Origin of the sequence: Nonomuraea sp. NPDC050691 (genome assembly GCF_040654455.1) — a bacterium.
GTDB lineage: Bacteria > Actinomycetota > Actinomycetes > Streptosporangiales > Streptosporangiaceae > Nonomuraea.
Genome location: NZ_JBFAIA010000048.1, coordinates 1 through 19,150 on the forward strand (window position 1 = coordinate 1; position 19,150 = coordinate 19,150).

Annotated in this window: 20 protein-coding genes and 1 tRNA gene; 9 read left to right on the plus strand and 12 right to left on the minus strand. The window is 73.5% G+C overall.

Annotation, left to right across the window (positions count from 1 at the left end):
• Window positions 1-648 (minus strand): MFS transporter (locus tag AB0H81_RS19425; protein ID WP_358376132.1); only part of this gene is annotated, 648 nt, incomplete at its 3' end.
• Window positions 649-720: 72 nt separating this feature from the next.
• On the opposite strand from AB0H81_RS19425, the gene AB0H81_RS19430 reads away from it, so the two are divergent.
• The 3 genes from AB0H81_RS19430 (at window position 721) to AB0H81_RS19440 (ending at window position 3,047) form a co-directional block, all read left to right on the plus strand.
• The gene (locus AB0H81_RS19430) at window positions 721-1,683 is read left to right on the plus strand and encodes a helix-turn-helix domain-containing protein (protein WP_358376134.1); all 963 of its coding nucleotides are present in this window, start codon (window positions 721-723) and stop codon (window positions 1,681-1,683) included.
• Between the two features lie 120 nt (window positions 1,684-1,803).
• On the plus strand, window positions 1,804-2,868 hold the full coding sequence (locus AB0H81_RS19435; protein ID WP_358376136.1) for an MFS transporter: 1,065 nt from the start codon (window positions 1,804-1,806) through the stop codon (window positions 2,866-2,868).
• On the plus strand, window positions 2,865-3,047 hold the full coding sequence (locus AB0H81_RS19440; protein ID WP_358376138.1) for a hypothetical protein: 183 nt from the start codon (window positions 2,865-2,867) through the stop codon (window positions 3,045-3,047). Before AB0H81_RS19435 ends, AB0H81_RS19440 begins: the two co-directional genes overlap by 4 nt.
• A gap of 9 nt (window positions 3,048-3,056) precedes the next feature.
• Here the strand turns inward: AB0H81_RS19440 and AB0H81_RS19445 are convergent, their stop codons facing one another.
• The gene (locus tag AB0H81_RS19445; RefSeq protein WP_358376222.1) at window positions 3,057-3,950 is read right to left on the minus strand and encodes a LysR substrate-binding domain-containing protein; all 894 of its coding nucleotides are present in this window, start codon (window positions 3,948-3,950) and stop codon (window positions 3,057-3,059) included.
• An 80-nt stretch (window positions 3,951-4,030) separates the two neighbouring features.
• On the opposite strand from AB0H81_RS19445, the gene AB0H81_RS19450 reads away from it, so the two are divergent.
• The 3 genes from AB0H81_RS19450 to AB0H81_RS19460 all read left to right on the plus strand — a co-directional run bounded on the left by AB0H81_RS19450 (window position 4,031) and on the right by AB0H81_RS19460 (window position 6,912).
• On the plus strand, window positions 4,031-4,975 hold the full coding sequence (locus AB0H81_RS19450) for a reductase (protein WP_358376140.1): 945 nt from the start codon (window positions 4,031-4,033) through the stop codon (window positions 4,973-4,975).
• A gap of 1 nt (window position 4,976) precedes the next feature.
• The gene (locus AB0H81_RS19455) at window positions 4,977-5,864 is read left to right on the plus strand and encodes an aldo/keto reductase (RefSeq protein WP_358376142.1); all 888 of its coding nucleotides are present in this window, start codon (window positions 4,977-4,979) and stop codon (window positions 5,862-5,864) included.
• 490 nt (window positions 5,865-6,354) lie between these two features.
• Window positions 6,355-6,912 (plus strand): S26 family signal peptidase, encoded by a 558-nt coding sequence (locus AB0H81_RS19460; protein WP_358376144.1) that lies wholly within the window; start codon window positions 6,355-6,357, stop codon window positions 6,910-6,912.
• Window positions 6,913-7,062: 150 nt separating this feature from the next.
• Here the strand turns inward: AB0H81_RS19460 and AB0H81_RS19465 are convergent, their stop codons facing one another.
• A complete protein-coding gene (locus AB0H81_RS19465; protein ID WP_358376146.1) occupies window positions 7,063-7,206 on the minus strand; it encodes a hypothetical protein in 144 nt (47 codons plus the stop codon).
• 783 nt (window positions 7,207-7,989) lie between these two features.
• On the opposite strand from AB0H81_RS19465, the gene AB0H81_RS19470 reads away from it, so the two are divergent.
• Together AB0H81_RS19470 and AB0H81_RS19475 are read left to right on the plus strand one after the other, a co-directional pair.
• Window positions 7,990-8,583, plus strand: coding sequence for a methyltransferase domain-containing protein (locus AB0H81_RS19470; RefSeq protein ID WP_358376148.1), 594 nt, complete (start codon window positions 7,990-7,992; stop codon window positions 8,581-8,583).
• Window positions 8,584-8,940: 357 nt separating this feature from the next.
• On the plus strand, window positions 8,941-9,051 hold the full coding sequence (locus tag AB0H81_RS19475) for a hypothetical protein (RefSeq protein ID WP_358376224.1): 111 nt from the start codon (window positions 8,941-8,943) through the stop codon (window positions 9,049-9,051).
• Between the two features lie 66 nt (window positions 9,052-9,117).
• Here the strand turns inward: AB0H81_RS19475 and AB0H81_RS19480 are convergent.
• The 4 genes from AB0H81_RS19480 to AB0H81_RS19495 all read right to left on the minus strand — a co-directional run bounded on the left by AB0H81_RS19480 (window position 9,118) and on the right by AB0H81_RS19495 (window position 12,513).
• Window positions 9,118-9,190, minus strand: a tRNA-Ala gene (locus AB0H81_RS19480).
• A gap of 79 nt (window positions 9,191-9,269) precedes the next feature.
• Window positions 9,270-10,754, minus strand: a complete 1,485-nt coding sequence (locus AB0H81_RS19485) for a von Willebrand factor type A domain-containing protein (RefSeq protein WP_358376150.1) — start codon at window positions 10,752-10,754, stop codon at window positions 9,270-9,272.
• 172 nt (window positions 10,755-10,926) lie between these two features.
• The gene (locus tag AB0H81_RS19490; protein WP_358376152.1) at window positions 10,927-11,469 is read right to left on the minus strand and encodes a TIGR03086 family metal-binding protein; all 543 of its coding nucleotides are present in this window, start codon (window positions 11,467-11,469) and stop codon (window positions 10,927-10,929) included.
• A gap of 24 nt (window positions 11,470-11,493) precedes the next feature.
• Window positions 11,494-12,513, minus strand: coding sequence for a 3-oxoacyl-[acyl-carrier-protein] synthase III C-terminal domain-containing protein (locus AB0H81_RS19495; RefSeq protein WP_358376154.1), 1,020 nt, complete (start codon window positions 12,511-12,513; stop codon window positions 11,494-11,496).
• A gap of 42 nt (window positions 12,514-12,555) precedes the next feature.
• On the opposite strand from AB0H81_RS19495, the gene AB0H81_RS19500 reads away from it, so the two are divergent.
• The gene (locus tag AB0H81_RS19500; RefSeq protein WP_358376156.1) at window positions 12,556-13,560 is read left to right on the plus strand and encodes a helix-turn-helix domain-containing protein; all 1,005 of its coding nucleotides are present in this window, start codon (window positions 12,556-12,558) and stop codon (window positions 13,558-13,560) included.
• Between the two features lie 39 nt (window positions 13,561-13,599).
• Here AB0H81_RS19500 and AB0H81_RS19505 read toward each other — a convergent pair whose 3' ends face one another.
• The 5 genes from AB0H81_RS19505 to araB all read right to left on the minus strand — a co-directional run bounded on the left by AB0H81_RS19505 (window position 13,600) and on the right by araB (window position 19,110).
• Window positions 13,600-13,992, minus strand: a complete 393-nt coding sequence (locus tag AB0H81_RS19505) for a DUF3224 domain-containing protein (RefSeq protein ID WP_358376158.1) — start codon at window positions 13,990-13,992, stop codon at window positions 13,600-13,602.
• A 69-nt stretch (window positions 13,993-14,061) separates the two neighbouring features.
• Window positions 14,062-15,351, minus strand: a complete 1,290-nt coding sequence (locus tag AB0H81_RS19510) for an FAD-binding protein (protein WP_358376159.1) — start codon at window positions 15,349-15,351, stop codon at window positions 14,062-14,064.
• Complete coding sequence (gene araA, locus AB0H81_RS19515) at window positions 15,351-16,808, minus strand: L-arabinose isomerase (protein WP_358376161.1); 1,458 nt, start codon at window positions 16,806-16,808, stop codon at window positions 15,351-15,353. Before araA ends, AB0H81_RS19510 begins: the two co-directional genes overlap by 1 nt.
• On the minus strand, window positions 16,805-17,464 hold the full coding sequence (locus tag AB0H81_RS19520) for an L-ribulose-5-phosphate 4-epimerase (RefSeq protein WP_358376163.1): 660 nt from the start codon (window positions 17,462-17,464) through the stop codon (window positions 16,805-16,807). Before AB0H81_RS19520 ends, araA begins: the two co-directional genes overlap by 4 nt.
• Window positions 17,461-19,110, minus strand: a complete 1,650-nt coding sequence (gene araB, locus AB0H81_RS19525) for a ribulokinase (RefSeq protein WP_358376165.1) — start codon at window positions 19,108-19,110, stop codon at window positions 17,461-17,463. The genes AB0H81_RS19520 and araB overlap by 4 nt, the downstream gene beginning before the upstream one ends.
• Between the last annotated feature and the right edge of the window lie 40 nt (window positions 19,111-19,150).

Sequence of the window (19,150 nt, forward strand, 5' to 3'; positions counted from 1 at the left end):
CGCCACGCGGGGGGCGCCGGGCTCGGCCCCCAGCGCGGTGGTGCCCACGTCCTCGGGCCGGTCGCGCAGCAGCCACCACACGAACGGCACCACGGCGAGGGCGGAGCCGGCCACCGTCAGCGACGCCACCCGCCACCCGGGCCCTTCCGCCAGGTGGGCCAGCACGGGCAGGAAAACGAGCTGCCCGGTGGCGCCCGCGGCCGTGAGCATCCCGGTGACCAGGCCGCGGTGCCTGACGAACCAGCGGTCGGCCACGGTGGCGGCGAAGACCAACGCCATCGACCCGGTGCCGAGGCCGACGAACACGCCCCACAGCAGCAGAAGCTGCCAGCTCGCGGTCATGAAGACGGTCAGCCCGCTGCCCGCGGCCACGAGCAGCATGGCCGCGGCCACCACGCGGCGCATGCCGAAGCGGTCCATGAGGGCCGCGGCGAAGGGGGCGGTCAGGCCGAAGAGCACCAGGTTGACCGAGACGGCGAGGGAGATCGTGCCCTTCGTCCAGCCGAACTCCTCCTGGAGCGGAGTGATCAGCACGCCGGGAGTGGCGCGGAACCCGGCGGCGCCGAGGATCGCCACGAACGCGACGGCCGCGACGAACCAGGCGCGATGGATCCCGCGCGTGCGGACAGGGGCGGAGCTCAGGGTCATGGGCTCCATCCTGGGGGAACGCCCCCGACGGTCGCGAGTGGCCGGAAAGCCATCATGTGAAAGAATCGGGCCATGACGCATCGGGTCGCGGTCCTCGTCCTGGACCACTTCTCGCCCCTGGACCTGGGCGTTCCGGGTCAGGTGTTCTGGGCCGCGGAGACGGCGGCCGGCGAGAAGCTGTACGAGGTGGTGACCTGCTCGCCCGGCCGCCGGCCCGTGCGGTGCGGCGCCGGCTACAGCGTCGTGCCGGACCACGACCTCGACGTGCTCGACACCGCCGACACCGTCGTGGTGCCCGGCATCCACGCCGGCCGGGCCATGAAGGACGGCACCGTCACGGCCGAGCTGCGCGACGCGCTGCGCGGCCGTGCCCGGGTCATGTCGATCTGCACGGGGGCGTTCGTGCTGGCCGCGGCCGGGCTGCTGGACGGCCGTCCCGCGACCACCCACTGGCGGGAGGCGCCGCGCTTCGCCGCGCTCTTCCCCCGCGTGCGGCTGGACCCCGCCGTCCTGTACGTGGACGACGGCGACGTGCTGACCTCGGCCGGGGTGGCCGCGGGAATCGACCTGTGCCTGCACGTGGTCCGCCGCGACCACGGCAGCGAGGTGGCCAACCGGGCGGCCCGCCGCTGCGTCACGCCGCCGTGGCGTGAGGGTGGCCAGGCCCAGTACGTCGACCGGCCCCTGCCCGTCAGCGGCGGCAACGGCACCGCCGCCACCCGCTCGTGGATGCTCGGCCGCCTCGACGCGGACCTGCCGCTGGAGGCCCTGGCGGAGCACGCGCGGATGAGCGTGCGCACCTTCACCCGGCGCTTCCGGGAGGAGACGGGCATGAGCCCGGCCCGGTGGCTGGCCCGGCAGCGGGTCGAGCACGCCCGGCTGCTGCTGGAGACGACGGACCTGCCGGTGGAGGAGGTGGCGCGGCGCTCCGGGTTCGGGACGTCGGTGTCGCTGCGCCAGCACCTGCACGCCGCTGTCGGGGTCGCGCCCCTCGCCTACCGGCACACCTTCCGCCGCGCCGCTCTCCCCGCATGAGCCGCGCCTTGCCCGGACGAGACGCGCGGCTCTCGTCCGCGGAAGCCGCTCCCGCCGCAAGCGTCTCGGCGGGCGAAAACGGGCGGCGGCGCGCAGGGGGCAAGGGATAGCCTCGCCGGCGTGATCTCCCTCCGGATCGGCGCGAGCCGATCGCCCCGACCCGGCTCGCTCTGGCGGGACCGCGACTTCCTGATCTTCTGGTGCGCGCAGACGCTGTCGGTCGCGGGCGACTCGTTCGCGCTCATCGCCGTGCCGCTCCTCGTCCTGAACGTGACCGGGTCCGCCACGCAGATGGGCCTGCTCACGGGTGTGTCGGGCACGGCGTCGGTGGTGGCCGGGGTGTTCGCGGGGGTGCTCGCCGACCGGTTCGACCGCCGGCGGCTGCTCATCGCCTGCGACGTGATCCGGCTCGTCCTGTTCGCGACGATCCCGGTGGTCTGGGCGTTCGGCACGCACCTCTGGCTGCTGTACGCGGTGCTTCCGCTGGCCTCGGCCGTGGGCATGGTCTTCCAGGTCACGTACGTGGCCGCGGTCGGCGGCCTGGCCGGCGAGGGACGCGTCACCGAGGCCAACGGCATGCTGTACGCCACGGCCGCAGCGGCGGGCGTCCTGGGCCCGACCCTGGCCGGCGTGGTGGCCGGGCAGTTCGGCCCGACCGCCGCGATCACCATCAACGCCGCCAGCTTCGCGCTGTCCGCCGTGGGGGTGTTGCTGACCCGCGCCTCCCGCTACGCCGTCGAGCCCGCGGAGGGCGCGGGCCCGGCGCGTCAGGGGCGGCCGTGGCGGGAGCTGCTGGCCGGGGCGGAGTTCCTGTTCCGGCAGCCGGTGCTGCGGACCCTGACGATCCTGCTGTCGTTCTTCATCTTCATGACGCTCGGGCTGACGGACATCGTGATCTACCGGCTCAAGCACGACCTCGGCCAGAGCGACTCCGTGGTGGGCGTCGTGCTGGGCGTCGGGGCGGTGGGCACGATGGCCGGCTCGATGCTGGTGGCCCGGGTGCGGCGGGCCCTCGGGTTCGGGCCGTCGTGGATCGGGGCCCAGGTCGTGTCGGGGCTCGCCATCCTGTCCCTCGGGCTCGCGGGCTCCGTGTGGGGCGTGGCCGCGATCATGGCGCTCTACCTGGCGTGCGTCAGCGTGGCCGGCATCTGCTCCAGACGCCTCCTCACCTGCTGGGCCGGGTGACGTCGGCGTTCTGGACGATCCACTTCTCGCTGGGGCCGGTCGGCGCGGCCGTCCTCGGCTGGGGCGCCGAACATCACGGCGCGACGGCGGTGTTCGTCCTCGCGGGCGCGTCCTGCCTGGTGCTGGCGCTGGTCGCGCTCCTCACGCCCGTACGGCAGCGCCACCCCGAGCGCGCGTGACCCCCCGGGTCAGCCCCGAGCGGCGGCGCGCGACAGCAGCCCGGCCAGGGCCTCCACCAGGTCGGGGTTCGCCGCGCGCCGGGACGTGACCAGCCCGACGTGGCGGGCCGGCCGCGGCGGCCGGATCGGCACGACGGCGACGCCCGCGGCGGAGCGGTCGAGGGCGACCTCCGGGATCAGCGACACGCTCACCCCCGCGGCGACCAGCGCCTGGGCGAAGAAGTAGTCGCTGGTGCCCCCGGCGAACGCCGGCTCGAAGCCGGCCCGCTCGGCGTACCGTCGCAGGTACGCCTCGGTCTTGGTGCAGCCGAGCACCCAGCGCTCGCCGGCCAGCTCGGCCAGGTCGACGGCCTCGCGGCCGGCCAGCCGGTGCCCCGCCGGCAGCACCACCGACAGCGGGTCGTCCATCAGCGGCCGCCACTCCAGGACCGGCCGGTCGCCCTGGACGAGCGGCAGCGGACCGTCGAAGTGGTAGGTGAGGGCGAGGTCGGCCACCCCTTCGCGCACGAGGGGAAGGGCGTCCTCCGGCTCGCGCTCCAGCACGTTCACCTCGACCTCGGGGTGGGCGGAGACGAACGCGGTCAGCGCCTCCGGCAGCAGGCGGCGGCCGCCGCTGCTGAACGTGGCGACCGTCAGACGGGGACGGCCGGCCGCGATCCGGTCGATGCGCTCCTGCGCGCTGCGCAGCTCGGCGAAGACCACGTCGGCCGCCTCCAGGAGCAGGCGGCCCGGCTCGGTGAGCACCACGCCACGCGTGCTGCGCTCGACGACCGGCGCGCCGACCGAGCGTTCGAGGGTCGCGATCTGCTGCGACACCGCCGACGGCGTGAAGAGCAGGGCGGCGGCCGCCTTGCTGAAGCTGCCGTGGCGGGCCACCTCGCGCAGGACCCGGAGCCGCTGCACGTCGATCAACAGTTCTCCTAACGACCTCGTAAGCAGGTCGGCACTTCTGCTCACCGCCTCGCCCCGGCAGGCTCGGTGCCGTGAAGAGCGTATGCGTCATCGGCGGGAACCGTTACTTCGGGCTCCGCCTCATCGAACTGCTCCGCGACTCGGGTGCGGCCGTCACGGTGGTCAACCGCGGCTCCGCCGCGCCGCCGCAGGGGGTCGCGCACGTGGTCGCCGACCGCGACGACGAGGAGGGGCTCCGCGCGGCGCTCGGGCGGCACACGTTCGACGTGGTGGTGGACCAGGTCTGCTACACCCCGCTCCAGGCGGCGCTCGCGCGGCGGGTCTTCGCGGGACGCGCTTCCCGGTACGTCATGACGTCCACGATGGAGGTGTACGACCCGGCCACGTCCGCGCTGATCACCCCGGCCTCTCCCGGGACCTTGGTGACGGAGGACTCGCTCGACCCGGCCGCGTGGCCGGCGGACGGCGGCCCGGCCGGGCCCGGCGCGTCCCGGCTGCCCGCCGAGGCCGTCCGCTACGCCGAGGACAAGCGGCGGGCCGAGGCGGTGCTCGCGCGGGACAGCCCCTTCGCGTTCGTCGCGGTCCGCTCGGCGCACGTGCTCGGCGTGCGGGCGCGCGACTTCACCGGCCGCCTCGCGTACTACGCCGAACGGATCCTCGCGGGCCGGCCGATCGCGGTCCACCGCGACCCGTACCCGACCTCGTTCACGAACGACGAGGAGATCGCCGGGCTGCTGTTCCGGGTGGCGGCCTCCGACCACGTCGGTGCCGTCAACGCCTGCTCGCACGGGCCGCTCGACGTGATCGGCCTGTGTGCGGCGATCGGGGCGCAGACCGGACGGACGCCGGTGTACCAGGGGGTGGAGCCGGGCGAGCCGGCGTCGCCGTTCTCGTTCGACCGCCACTACGCCATGGACAACGGCCTGGCCGCCCGGCTCGGACTCCCGCTCTCGGCCACCGCGGACTGGCTGCCCGGCGCCGTCGCCGCGACGCTCGGCCACCTGAAGGCGGCCTGACGTGCGCACCAGCTCCCTGACCCGCCGCCTCGGGCCCCTGGAGGTCGGCGCCGTCGGCCTCGGCGCCATGCCCCTGTCCATCGAGGGCCGCCCCGGCGAGGAGCGGGCCATGGCCACGATCCACGCCGCCCTCGACGCGGGCGTCACGCTCGTCGACACCGCGGACTCGTACCACTGGCACGCGGGCGAGACCGGCCACAACGAGGAGCTGATCGCTCGCGCCCTCGCCTCCTACGGCGGTGACCGCGACGCGGTGCTGGTCGCCACGAAGGGCGGCCGCGGGCGGCCCGGCGACGGCTCGTGGACCGTCACGGGCACGCCCGAGCACCTGAGGCGGGCCTGCGAGGGGTCGTTGCGGCGGCTCGGCGTGGAGGCCATCGGCCTGTACCAGCTCCACAAGCCGGACCCGGCCGTGCCCTGGGCGGAGTCCGTCGGCGCGCTGCGCGACCTCCTCGACGCGGGCAAGATCCGCATGGCCGGGCTGTCGAACGTGGACACCGCCCAGATCCTGCAGGCCCGTGACATCCTCGGCGACGGCCTGGTCTCGGTGCAGAACCGCTACTCCCCGGCGGTCCGCGACAGCGAGCCCGAGCTGGAGCTGTGCGAGCGGCTCGGCCTGGCGTTCCTGCCGTGGAGCCCGCTCGGCGGCCTGTCGCGCAGTTCCCTGGACGGCCCCTCAGGACAGGAACCCGACCCCCGGATGGCCGCCTTCCACGAGATCGCGGCCGAGCGCGGCGTCAGCCCGCAGCGGGTCGCGCTCGCGTGGCTGCTGGCCCGCTCCCCCGTGGTCGTCCCCATCCCGGGGGCCAGCAGGCCGGAGACCATCCGCGACTCGGCCGCCGCCGCGGCCCTCACCCTGACGGAGACCGAGCTCGCCCGCTGTATCTGACGGCACTGTATCTCGCAACCACGGGCCCGGCTCCTCGCGTATGGCGGGGCACGGGGAGGCCCCGCCCCACACGCGTCTCAAGGGCTGTCATGGACATCCTCGGCGAGATGGTGCAGTTGGTTCTGGAAACACGCCCTGGGCGGCGCCAAGGCGAGCAAGCACAGACGCGCGCGGGCGGCCTCGGCCGGTGGAGACCGGCGGCGCGCGGGCGGGCTCGTCGCGGCGGGCCTCGGCGACCGGACCGTGCACGCCTGGCGGGCGGCCGACGGGGAGCGGGCGCACGTCCTGCGGTTCCACACCCCGATGACGTACGTGAAGGGCGAGCCGGTCGGCGGGTGCTCCGCCGTGGCGACGGGACGGCCACCGTGTGGACGATCACCCTGGCCTGAGCCCGGCCCCTGGTGAACAGCTGTCCCTTGACAGCGTCGCGGCGCAACGGAGATCGTTCCTGACGAGGATCGATCTCCGGTCCCGGCCAGGGAAGAGCGCGATGAAGCTGATCAACGGCGCGTTGCTCGCCGGTGGTGCCGTGGCGGTCGCCACGGGAGTCCTGCTGGCCCGCCGGCGTTACGTGGTGGTCACCGTGGTCGGGATCAGCATGGCCCCGACGCTCGGCGACGGCGAGCGCGTCCTGGTGCGGCGGCGGCGGTTGGAGCAGGTGTCCAAGGGCGACGTCGTGGTGCTGGAGCCGACGCCGGACCCCACCGGGCGGATCCCGCCCGGCCCAACCGGGCCGGACGGCCGGCGCTGGAACATCAAGCGGGTCATCGCCTTACCCGGCGACCTCGTGCCCCCCGGCGTGCCCGTGGAGGGGGACGTGGAACGGGTGCCCGCCGGCGCTCTCGTGGTCTACGGCGACAACGAGCGCAGCTTCGACTCCCGGCAGCGCGGCTTCTTCCACGCCGACAGGCTGCTCGGGGTCGTGTTGCGCCGGGTGGGCGGGTCCGGCCTCTGGGCCGGAGCGGAGGGCACGCCCGTCGAGTCCCGGCTTCTCGGCCCGACGCGGATGCTGGCCGGCGGCTACTGCGAGGACGCCGAGATCGGCTGACGGGACTCCCTGGACACCGGCGTACAAGATCGTATAGGGAGGAACGGCCTTGTACAGGTAGCTCCGCTCCGCCCCGGGAACGACTGCGACGGGCGGGGACCACCAGGGGCAGAGGACCGGCCGGCGGAGGCTCGGACGTGCGGACGGCCGTCACGCCCGGATGAGGGTCAGCGCGTGCCGGGCGGCGCGCTGGTACCGCTCGTCCGCGCGGACGTCGCGGCTGGTCACGCGGGCCCGGCCGGTCGCGATGACCTCCAGCGCGGGCACCGCCCCGGCCGCCGCCGGGCCCATCATCCCGAGCCCCTGTTCGGCGCCGCCGCCGCGATCTCCCGCAGCAGGCCGGGCACCGGTCCGCTCCTTGGAACCAGCCGTGACGGCCCCACGGCACCTCGTCCACGCCTTCCAACACCGCACCGCCCTCTCCACGCCGGGACATGACCACGACGGACCGCGCGGCGCATGGTCGCAACGGCGTCCAGAGCCGTCCCGCGGAGGCCCCGGACCCGTCCTTCAGGCCGTGTCACCGAACCCGGCCTTGCGTCGTGTCGCCCAACCCGGGCGCACCAGGCGTGTCGCCGAACCCGGCCGGCCCCGGTCGTCCCCTGCCGCGGGATCTGTGTCGTGCGCCGAAGAATCTCAGAGGGGACCGACATTTCCCGGCCGTCCCGTCACCTGTCGTACAGCGCCGATGGGCCGCGCCTGCGGGATAGGGATCACAGGTGGACGACGCTCGGGCGCGCGTCCTCCCGGCCGTAGGACAGGATACGCCGCAACGCCTGCCGGAACCGCTCGATCGACTCCTCGGGTTGTCCTGCTCATCGAGTTCGTGGGTGGCGCACTGGAAGACGAGCATCATGCCGTCACCGTCCTCGGTCTCGGCGACGCCGGCCGACAGGGTTTCGCTCTCGTGGTCTTCGTCCACTCCGACCGCTCGGGCGGTGAACCTGATCGTCATATCGCGGCAGAGTGGTCCTCCGCGTCCCCCCGGCAACGACGAGCCCGCCGCCACCGCGCGGGTTCCGGCCGCGACAGTGACCGTACGGACCGATCCGGGCCATCTGCGGCGATCATGTGAGCATGGCTGGAACATCGATACCCGAGCGGTTCACCTGGCTGGTGGACACGCTGGATCTCGCGCCGTCCGACCGGGTCCTGGAGATCGGGTGCGGTCGCGGTGTCGCGGCCGCGGTCGTCCTCTCCCGCCTCACGGACGGGTCATTCACCGCCGTGGACCGGTCGCGCACGGCCGTCGAGGCGGCCAGGCGGCGCAACGGCGAGCACGTGGCGGCCGGCAGGGCGGACTTCCTTGTGGCCGCGCTGGAGGAGGCCGCCTTCGCCGACGCCTCCTTCGACAGGATCTTCTCGGTCAACGTCAACCTGTTCTGGACGCGCTCCCCGGCGCGGGAACTCGACGCCCTGCGCCGGTGGCTCGCACGTGGCGGGAGCCTCCACCTGTGCTGGGAGCCGCCGGAGGCGGGACGCGTGAGGGAGATCGCCGACAGGGTGGCGCCGGTCCTGGCGGAGCACGGGTTCGAGGTCACCACGCTGACCGGCCGGACGTCCGCCTCGACCGGCCTGGTGTGCGTCGTGGGCAGGCCGCGCCGGGAGACTGGGGATCCCACCGAGACGACCCTTCGCACCGGAGAACGTTCTCCCGGTTCGTCGATCTGATCGTCGCTTGCGCCGGCGGCTGTTGTGTCGCTCAGCCGGATGTCGTCACGGAATGTCCGGACGGCCTCAGGGCTGAGGGGTGCCCGGTAGGCGGCGAAGCGCCGGCCGGTGCACCAGCGGTCGTCGTCGAAGCGGTAGGCGAGAACCTTCAGTCCGTCGCGCGCGACGCGGTCCTCGACCAGAACCTCGCCGCCCGTTACGACCTGGCCGCGTTGTCGACGCGTTCAAGGTCAGCACTCGGACGCTGCTGCGGCGCTTCGCGGACGAGACCGGCCAGAGCCCGCTGGAGTACCTGCAGGCGGCGCGTGTCCGTGGGCCCGCCACCTCCTGGAGACCACGGACCGAACGGTCGCCGGCATCGCCGCCTCGGTCGGGTACAGGGATCCCGGCACGTTCGCCGCCCTCTTCGCCAAGCACACCGGACGACGCCCGAGGGACTACCGCGCGGCCTTCCGTCGTGCCGGCTGACTACTGCGACGGCCGCCCAGAGATGAGAAAAGGGGTTCGGATCGACTCCGAAACCCCGATTCGCTGTGGAGCTATGGGGATTCGAACCCCAGACCTCCTCCATGCCATGGAGGCGCGCTACCAACTGCGCCATAGCCCCGCGTTGCGTGCACCAGTGTATCGGACTCCCCGGGCCGCCGAGCACGGTCGGCGGCGGCGGCCCGGGGATGGCCGTGGCCTCAGCCGATGGTGCGGGCCCGGTCGATGAGGCGGGCCAGTTCGGACACCATCGGGTCCTCCGCGGTCTCCGCCAGCCGCCTGGCGTGCTCCCCCAGCACCGGCAGGTCCAGACCGAACGCCTCCCTGTCGCGCATGTACACCGCGAACGCGGCGGCCACCACGTCCACCTGGAGCCTGACCGGCGCCTTGTCCCAGATCGACGGTGCCAGTGCGGTCACGTCCACCGACCGGCTCGCCTCCGCCGGGGCGCGCGTGTCCGGGTCCTGCCAGCGCACGGTCGCCTGGGCGAGCTGGCCCGTGGCGCCCGGCTTGAGGCGGACGCTGTAGAGGGCCGTCACCGCGTGGCCGGGGCCGATCTCGCCGCCGTCGCGCGCGTCGTCGCGGAACTCGGCGGCCGACATGGCCCGGTTGTCGTAGCCGACGAGCCGCTGGCTCTCCACGACCGACGGGTTGAAGGCGACCTGCGCCTTGGCGTCGCGGGCGCGCAGCTCGATGGTGCTGGGCAGCCGCTCGGCGAAGACCTTCCCGGCCTCCTCCCGGGTGCTGACGTACACGGCGGCGCCGTCGCCGTTGTCGGCGAGCTGTTCCATCAGCTCGTCGCCGTAGTCACGGCCGACGCCGACCGTGAGCAGCGTGACCTGCCGGCCCGCGTACTCCTTGACCCGGTCGAGGATGGCCTGCCAGGCGGTGGCGCCCTGGTTGGCCAGGCCGTCGGACAGCAGGACGACGCGGTTGGTGGCGGCGGGGCGGAAGGCCCGGGACGCCTCCTGGTAGCCGGTCACCAGCCCGGCCTCCAGGTTCGTGCCGCCCTGGACGGCGAGCCGGTCCACGGCGGCGTGCAGGTCGGGCCGGGCGGTGAGCGGCGTCATCGGGACGAGGGTCTCGGCCGTGTCGCTGAACGCGACGACCGACACCCGGTCGCCCGGCGCGAGCTGGTCGATCAGCGTGTGCAGGGACGCCTTGACCAGGTCGAGCCGGGCGGGCTCGGCCATCGACCCGGAGACGTCCACGACGAAGGTGAGGTCGGCGGGGCGGCGCGCGGCGGCGTCGGAGCCGCGCGTGCGCAGGCCCACACGGACGACGGCCGCGTCGGAGCCGGACATGCGGGCTCCGTCGATGTGGACGGTGAAGCCGTCCCCGGCGGGCTCGGCGTAGTCCTGTCCGAAGGAGTTGACGAACTCCTCGGGCCGGATCCGGGCGGGCTCGGGCCAGCGTCCCTCACCGAGGGCGCGGCGGGCGTAGGAGTACGAGGCGGTGTCGACGTCCAGGGCGAACGTCGAGATCTGCGCCTCGGCGGAGTCGCGGCCGGTGTCCTGCTCGGCGTCGGTCCTCGTCTCCCCCTCGGCTTCGGGCGCCTGCGGGCGGCGGGTGGCTCTGGGTTGGGCGGGGGCCGGCTGGCCGGCCTGTGTCCGCTCGGGGGCACGCTCGGCGGAGTCGCTGGTGGATCCCTCGGGCCCGCCCCCGCAGGCCGCGAGAGCGAGCAACGCGACAAGTCCAACACCTGCCGCCAAAGGACGAAATTTCACTGCTTACCACCTCCACGCGTATCGACGGCTTCCCGCCGCCGCGTGGCCGGGTGAGTGATCCAAGCGAGCGCGAACCGCGACCGGGGCGTGATCGGCCCAGTCACTCCGGCCCCTCACATCCCAGAGGTCGTCACGGCTTCCACGAGGGGTCGCGGCCGAGCTCGCCCAGGGCGCGGTGCAGCGCGGACGCCTCGGCGGGCACCTCCACCGGCTCCCCGAACGCCCCCATCTTCCGTCCCGTCGGCGCCATCTGGCCGGCGAAGGCGAGCAGCCGCTCCGCCTCCTCCTCGTCCACCTCGTACGGCCGGCCGGTCGCCACGGACAGGTCCCAGCCGTGGACGTCGAGGTCGCACAGGCTCATCGCGGCGAGCGTGCTCATCGGCAGGCCCATGCCGGGGCTGACGCCCTCCCACGCCTCCGGCCGGCGCCAGGCGGCCAGCATCCGCTCGGCCCGGTCGCGGAAGTCGCCGGTGTACTCCGACTGGGGGATCATCCCGCCGCCTGAGGCCAGGGACTCGAACAGCGACGCCCCCCACTCCAGGTGGGCGATCAGCCCGCGGACGTCGTAGTCGGCGCAGGGCGTCGGCAGCGCGAGCTCGTCCTCACCGATGCTCTCCACCAGGTCGGCCGTACGGCCGGCGGCGCGCTCCATCAGCGGCAGGGTCTCGTTCATGACCCCCAGCATGCCAGGGCGCTTTCACCAGTGGAGCAGAAGCAGTTCCGCCGAGAAGCCCGGCCCGAGCGCGAGCAGCAGCCCCGGCTGCCCGGGACGGCCCCGCGTGCGCTGCAGGACGTGCAGCACCGACACCGACGACAGGTTGCCGTGCTCCCGCATGGACTCCAGGGTCACCGCGAACACCGACGCGGGCAGCCCCAGCGCGCCCGCGATCGTCTCGATGACCTTGGGGCCGCCGGGATGGCAGATCCAGGTGCCGACCTGGTCAGGGGTCAGGCCGTAGTCGGCGAGGAACGTCTTGACGTCGCCGCCGACCACCTGCTCGACGAAGCCGATGAGCCCGGCGTCCAGCACGACGCGGAACCCGTGCCGGCCGATCTCCCAGCCCATGAGATGCCCCGTGCCGGGGTACAGCTTGCTGCGCGTGGCCACCACCTCCGGCCCCGGCCCGCGCCCGGTGGCCACGACCGCCGCCGCGCCGTCCCCGAACAGCGCCCCGGCCAGGGCGTTGGCGACGGAGGTGTCGTCGCGCTGGATCGTGAGCGAGCACAGCTCCGCGCAGACCAGCAGCGCGACGTGGGCGGGCCAGCCGCGCAGGTAGTCGTTGAGCCGGGCCAGGCCCGCCGCGCCGGCCGCGCAGCCGAGCCCGAACACCGGCACCCGTCTGACGTCGTCGCGCAGTCCCGCGCGCTGGGCCAGCCGGGCGTCCAGCGACGGGGTCGCGAGGCCCGTGCTGGAGCAGAACATCAGGTGGTCCACCTTCTCCGGCGGCACTCCCGCCTTGGCCAGCGCGCCGAGGACGGCCCGCTCGGCGAGGTCGAGCGCGATCTCGTTGTACACCTCGTTGGCGCGGGTGAAGGAGTCGAGCTTGCCGTAGTCCTCCAGCGCGAGCGCGAGGTTGCGGCCCTGGACGCCGGTGACGGCGCGGAAGTGTTCCAGGAGATCCCGGTCGGCCTCGGTCAACCGGGAGAACGCCTCGATGATCTCCGCCTGGTCGTAGCGGTGATCAGGCAGAACGGTGTGTACCCCCGATATGTGCATGTCCTGTTTCTCCCGCTTTGGGAGGCGGGCTAACATGCGCCCATGCCGATCCCGGTCTCGCTGACGCCTCCATTGCCGACCGTCGCGGTGCTCGCGTTCGACGGGATGGGGCCGTTCGAGCTCGGCTGCGTCGTGGAGATCTTCGGACTGCCGCGGCCGGAGCTCGGAGTGAACTGGTACGACCTGCGGGTCTGCGCCGAGACGACGCGGCCGCTGCGCGCGATGGGCGGGTTCACCCTCCAGGCGGCCCACGGGCTCGACGTGCTGGCCGAGGCCGACACGGTGATCGTCCCCGGCGTGCCCGACGTGCGCGGGCCGGAGTCCGCGGAGCTGGTCGCGGCGCTGCGGCAGGCCCACGACCGCGGGGCGCGGCTGGTGTCGATCTGCTCGGGCGCGTTCGCGCTGGCGGCGGCGGGCCTGCTCGACGGGCGGGAGGCGACCACCCACTGGAAGTACACCGACCTGCTCCAGCGCCGCTTCCCCACGGTGCGGGTCAACGCCTCGGTCCTGTACGTGGACGGCGGCGACGTGCTGACCAGCGCGGGCAGCGCGGCGGGGCTCGACCTGCTGCTCCATCTCGTCCGCGCCGACCACGGCCCCGGCATCGCCAACGCGGTGGCGCGCCGCCTCGTCATCGCGCCGCACCGGGAGGGCGGGCAGGCCCAGTTCATCGAGGCCCCCGTACGGCCGGTCGAGGACGACGACGCGGTGACCCGGGCGATGGAGTGGGCCCTGGCCGACCTGGCGCGGCCGATCAGCGTGGCCGACCTGGCGCGGGTGGCCCACATGTCGGAACGCTCGTTCCTGCGGCACTTCCGCCGGCGCACCGGCACGACCCCGCTCAGATGGGTGATCTCGCAGCGGGTGGCGGCCAGCCTGCCCATGCTGGAGGGCACGGCCGCGCCCGTCGAGGAGATCGGGGCCGCGGTGGGGTTCGACAGCCCGGTGACGTTCCGCCAGCACTTCTCGCGCACGATGCGGACGTCCCCGTCGGCCTACCGCCGCGCCTTCACGACGCGGGCCACACCGGCGGTCACGTCGTCATAAGGCGGGTCGTCATAAGGCGGTCGGAGCGGGGCCGGGACGTCAGAGGCGGTAGTCGAAGGTGTAGGAGTGGGAGCCGTCCGGCGCGACGCGGATCTCCAGCTCGCCGCGGATGCCGCGCAGCTCACCCGTACCGGAGTCGGGGGCGACGGTGACGCGCAGCGATGTCTCGCCCCGGTCGCTGGTGGCGACGTGCTGGACGACGAAGCTGCCCTCGCGCCCGTCGAGCGTGCCCTCGATCCGCTCGACCGCCACGTACGAGCGGGAGTCCTCGATCCCGGTCGTCGTGGCCAGCATGGTGACCACGGAGGTGGCGTCGAGGTCACCGTGGAAGGTCTTGGTCAGCGTGATCTGGCCGAGCGAGACGCCGTCGTGCTCGGAGAAGGGCGGCTGGGGGGTCACGCTGTCGAGGTCGAAGGTTCCGTGAGCGGTCATGCGACCAGGATGCCGGTCGTACCTGTCAGTTCCCGTCAGGTACGGCTCATGTACGACCGGCGAGAGGAGTCAATCTCCTATGACGCTCCGGACGAAGTCGTTGCCGAACTTCCCCTCCGGGTCGTACCTGCGCACCAGCGCCCCGAAGCGCTCCGACGGCTCCGGCCGGCGGATGAACAGCTTTCCCCAGTGCGGCCGGGGGTCGAAGGGCGCCAGCGTCTCCTCCACCAGCCGCAGGGCCGGGAGCACCGCGTCCCAGTCCTTGACCCAGGTGAAGTGGACGGCGACGCTGTCGCGGCCGTGGAAGGGGCTCAGCCACAGGTCGTCGCCCGCGACCGTGCGCACCTCCGAGATCTGCAGCGCGGGCCGGATCGCCTCACCCACGGCGTACAGCGCGGCCAGCGCCTCGGCCGCCCGCTCCCGCGGCATCGCGAACTCCGACTGGAGCTCGTCGCCGGCGCCGCTCGGCGGCGCGTCGGCCCGGAAGTGCGGCAGCCGCTCGTGCCACGGCCCCGGCGCGCCGAGCTGGGCGGTGCAGCTGCCGGCGGGCATGCCCGGCACCGGATGGCGGGGGCCGTCCGCCGCCCTGGTGCCGTGCCAGTCGCCGTCCGGCAGCTCGGTGAGCCGCTTGAGCCACACCCGGGTGGAGCTCCAGTCGGTGAACTGGCTGACGCTGTAGCCGCCGGCCATGACCTCGCCGAAAGGGGCGTCGCGGGGCAGGTCCTCGCGGACGTACTGGCGCAGCTCGAAGGCGGGCACCACGTCGAGCGTGAGCGCCGTGACGACGCCGAGCGCCCCGAGCGCGACGACCGCGCCCGGGAAGTCGTCGTCGCCGCGCTCCAGCGAGACGAGCGAGCCGTCGGCCGTGACCAGTTCCAGCCCGCGGACCGCGGCCGAGAGGCTGCGGTTGCCGTCGCCGGAGCCGTGCGTGCCGGTCGCCACCGATCCCGCCACCGAGATGTGCGGCAGCGAGGCCATGGTGGCCAGCGCCAATCCGCGCGCGTGCAGGTCGGCCGCGAGGCGCGCGTAGGTCACGCCCGCGCCGACCCGCACCCGCGCCGTCCCGCCGCCGATCTCGTGGCCGCCGGTCCCCGGACCGCCGACCGTCCCGCCGTCGATCTCCACGACGTACGGCATGCGGTCGAGAGCGACCAGGTCGCCCGGCGAGTCGGCGACGTCGTTGAACGAGTGGCCGGTGCCGAGCGCCCGCACCCGGGCGCTGCCGGCCACCAGCCGCCGCAGCTCCTCCAGCGAGGACGGCCGCCGCACCTCCGACGCGCGGAAGACGACATTGCCCGCCCAGTTCGTCGGCCGGGAGGCCGAGCCGGCCGGGCCGGCCGCCGTGGCCTCAGCCGTCACTAGAAGCCCTGCGCCAGACGGTAGTACGCCTGGTTCCAGCGCAGCTCCTTCGCGAACTGCCGGCTCGTCGTGTCGGCGTCGATGACGAGCAGCTCCACGCCCAGCATGTCGGCCAGGTCGGTCAGCTCCTCGGTGCCGACGGCCGTGGACAGCACGGTGTGGTGCGGGGCGCCGGCCGTCAGCCACGACTCGGTGCTGGTGCGGAAGTCGGGCCGGGGCCGCCAGACGGCGCGGGCCACGGGCAGGGCGGGAAGCGGCTCGGCCGGCGGGACGATGTCGATCTCGTTGGCCACGAGCCGGAACCGGTCGCCCATGTCGGCCAGGCCCACGACGACGCCCGGGCCGGGTGCCGCGTCGAACACCAGCCGGACCGGGTCCTCCCGGCCGCCGATGCCGAGCGGGTGGATCTCGCACGACGGCGTGTCGGCGGCGATCGACGGGCAGACCTCCAGCATGTGCGCGCCGAGGATCAGCTCCCGGCCGGGCGTGAGGTCGTAGGTGTAGTCCTCCATGAAGGAGGTGCCGCCCTCGGGCGTCATGGCCTTGAGCGTGCGCAGCAGCACCGAGGTCTTCCAGTCGCCCTCGCCGCCGAAGCCGTAGCCCTCGGCCATGAGCCGCTGCACGGCCAGGCCGGGAAGCTGGCGCAGGCCGCCGAGGTCCTCGAAGTTCGTGGTGAACGCCTTGAAGCCGCCGTCCTCCAGGAAGCGGCGCAGGCCCAGCTCGATCCGGGCGGCGTAGCGCAGCGACTCGCGCCGCTCGCCGAGCAGCTCGGGCGTCACGTGGTAGAGCTCCCCGTACTCCTTGACCAGCGCGTTCACGTCGGCGTCGGAGGCCGCGTCCACGGCCTCGACGAGGTCGTTGACGCCGTAGGTGTTGACGGAGACGCCGAAGCGCAGCTGCGCCTCGACCTTGTCGCCCTCGGTGACGGCCACGTCGCGCATGTTGTCGCCGAAGCGGGCCAGCTTGAGGGTGCGCAGCTCGGCCAGGCCGGCGGCGGCCCGCGCCCACGCCTGGATGCGCTCACCCACGCGCGGGTCGCTGACGTGCCCGGCGACGGTCTTGCGGGGGACGCCGAGGCGCGTCTGGATGTGGCCGAACTCGCGGTCGCCGTGGGCGGCCTGGTTGAGGTTCATGAAGTCCATGTCGATGGAGCTCCACGGCAGCTCCACGTTGGCCTGCGTGTGCAGGTGGAGCAGCGGCTTGCGCAGCGCGTCGAGTCCGGCGATCCACATCTTGGCCGGCGAGAACGTGTGCATCCACGTGATCACCCCGGCGCAGGAGTCGTCGGCGCTCGCCTCCAGCATCACGCGGCGGATCGCCGCCGCGTCGGTGAGCACGGGCTTCCACTCCACGGGCACCGGCAGGGCCTCGGCGATGCGCCGGGACTGCTCGGCGACCTGGCGCAGCGTGTCCTCGCCGTACAGTCCCTGGCTGCCGGTCAGAAACCAGATGGTCAACGCGGGCTCCTCTGTCCATAGACGTTCTGGTAGCGGTCGTACAGGCGGTCGATGTCGTCCTGCGCGATGGTCAGCGGCTCGCCGAGCTGGCGGGCGACGTGCACCGTGCGGGCCACGTCCTCGCACATGACGGCGGCCTTCACCGCGGCCTTGGCGTCCTTGCCGATGGTGAAGACGCCGTGGTTGCGCATGAGCACGGCAGGCGAGCGGTGGCCCTTGAGGGTCTCGACGATGCCCTGGCCGATGGAGTCGTCGCCGATCAGCGCGAACGGCCCGACCGGGATCTCGCCGCCGAACTCGTCGGCCATGGCGGTGAGCACGCACGGGACGGCCTCGCCGCGGGCGGCCCAGGCGGTGGCGTAGGTGGAGTGGGTGTGGACGACGCCGCCGACCTCGGGCATGTTGCGGTAGACGTAGGCGTGCGCGGCGGTGTCGCTGGACGGGGAGTGGTCGCCCTCCACGAGGTTGCCGTCGAGGTCGCACAGGACCATGTTCTCCGGGCCCAGCTCGTCGTAGCTCACGCCCGACGGCTTGATGACGAACAGGTCCTCGCCCGGGATCCGGCCGGAAACGTTTCCGGCGGTCCACGCGACGAGGTTGTTCCGTACGAGCTCGGCGTGCAGATCGCTGACCGTCCTCCTCATGCGCTGGATCATGCGCCGGCCTCGTTCCTGATCTTCCGCAGGGTGTGCAGCATGCGTCCGTCCCCGAAGTAGTCGTGCAGTGTGCGGTACTCGGCGTAGAGCCGGTCGTAGGCGTCGGCCCGGCCCTGGTCGGGCAGGTAGACGTTCTCGCGTCGCGTGCCCATGGCGGCCGCGGCCTGTTCGATGTCGGCGTACGCGCCGGCGGCGACGGCCGCGTGGATGGCGGAGCCGAGCGCCGGGCCCTGGTCCGAGCCGATCACCGAGATCGGGCGGCGCAGCACGTCGGCGTAGACCTGCATGAGGAAGCGGTTCTTCAGCAGGCCGCCCGCCGCCACGAACTCCTCGACGGGGACGCCGGACGCCTCGAACGTCTCGACGATCACGCGGGCGCCGAACGCGGTGGCCTCGATGAGCGCCCGGTAGACGTCCTCGGGCCGGGTGCTGAGCGTCTGGCCGACGATCACGCCGGACAGGTTGTGGTCGACCAGCACCGAGCGGTTGCCGTTGTGCCAGTCGAGCGCGACCAGGCCGTGGCCGCCGACCTCCTGGGCGGCGGCCAGCTCGGTCAGGTACTCGTGGACCGTCTGGCCGCGCTCCTCGGCGGCGCGCGCGTAGGAGGCGGGCACGGAGTTGTCGATGTACCAGGCGAAGATGTCGCCGACGCCCGACTGGCCGGCCTCGTAGCCCCAGAGGCCCGGCACGATGCCGTCCTGGACCACGCCGCACATGCCGGGCACCTCGGCGAGCTGGTCGGAGGGCATGACGTGGCAGGTGGAGGTGCCCATGATGGCGACCATCTGGCCGGGCCGGACGGCGTCGGCCGCGGCGGAGGTGACGTGGGCGTCCACGTTGCCGACGGAGACGGCGATGCCCTCGGGCAGCTTGGTCCAGGCGGCGGCCTCGGCGGTCAGCCGGCCGGCCAGCCCGCCGAGGGGCGAGATGTCGTGGCCGAGCTTGGCGGTGAAGCCAGCGAAGCCGGGGTTGAGCGCGGCCAGGAACTCCTCGGACGGGTAGGCGCCGTCCTGGTAGATGCCCTTGTAGCCGGCGGTGCAGACGTTGCGGGTCTCGACGCCGGTGAGCTGCCAGACGATCCAGTCGGCGGCCTCGATCCAGCGCTCGGCCCGCTCGTACACCTCCGGGTCCTCCTCCAGGACCTGCAGGCCCTTGGCGAACTCCCACTCGGAGGAGATCTTGCCGCCGTACCGGGGCAGCCACGTCTCGCCGCGCTCGGCGGCCAGGGCGTTGATGCGGTCGGCGTGGGACTGGGCTGCGTGGTGCTTCCACAGCTTGGGCCAGGCGTGGGGGCGCTCGGGAGTGGTGTAGCACAGCGGGGCGCCGTCGGCGGTCGCCGGCAGCACGGTGCAGGCCGTGAAATCGGTGCCGATGCCGATGACCTGGGCGGGGTCGATGCCCGCCGCGGCCACGGCCTCGGGCACCGCGGTCTTCAGCACGTCCAGCCAGTCGTGCGGCGACTGCAGGGCCCAGTCGGGCCCGAGACGCACGTCGCCGTCCGGCAGGCGGTCCTCGATCACGCGATGGGCGTACTCGTGGACGGCCGTGCCGAGCTCGGCGCCGTCCGCGACGCGCACCACCACGGCGCGTCCCGACAGCGTGCCGAAGTCGACGCCGATCACGTAGCTGTCACTGTTAACGCTCACACACACTCCCCATGTCGGGTACGGCACGCGCCGCACGAAC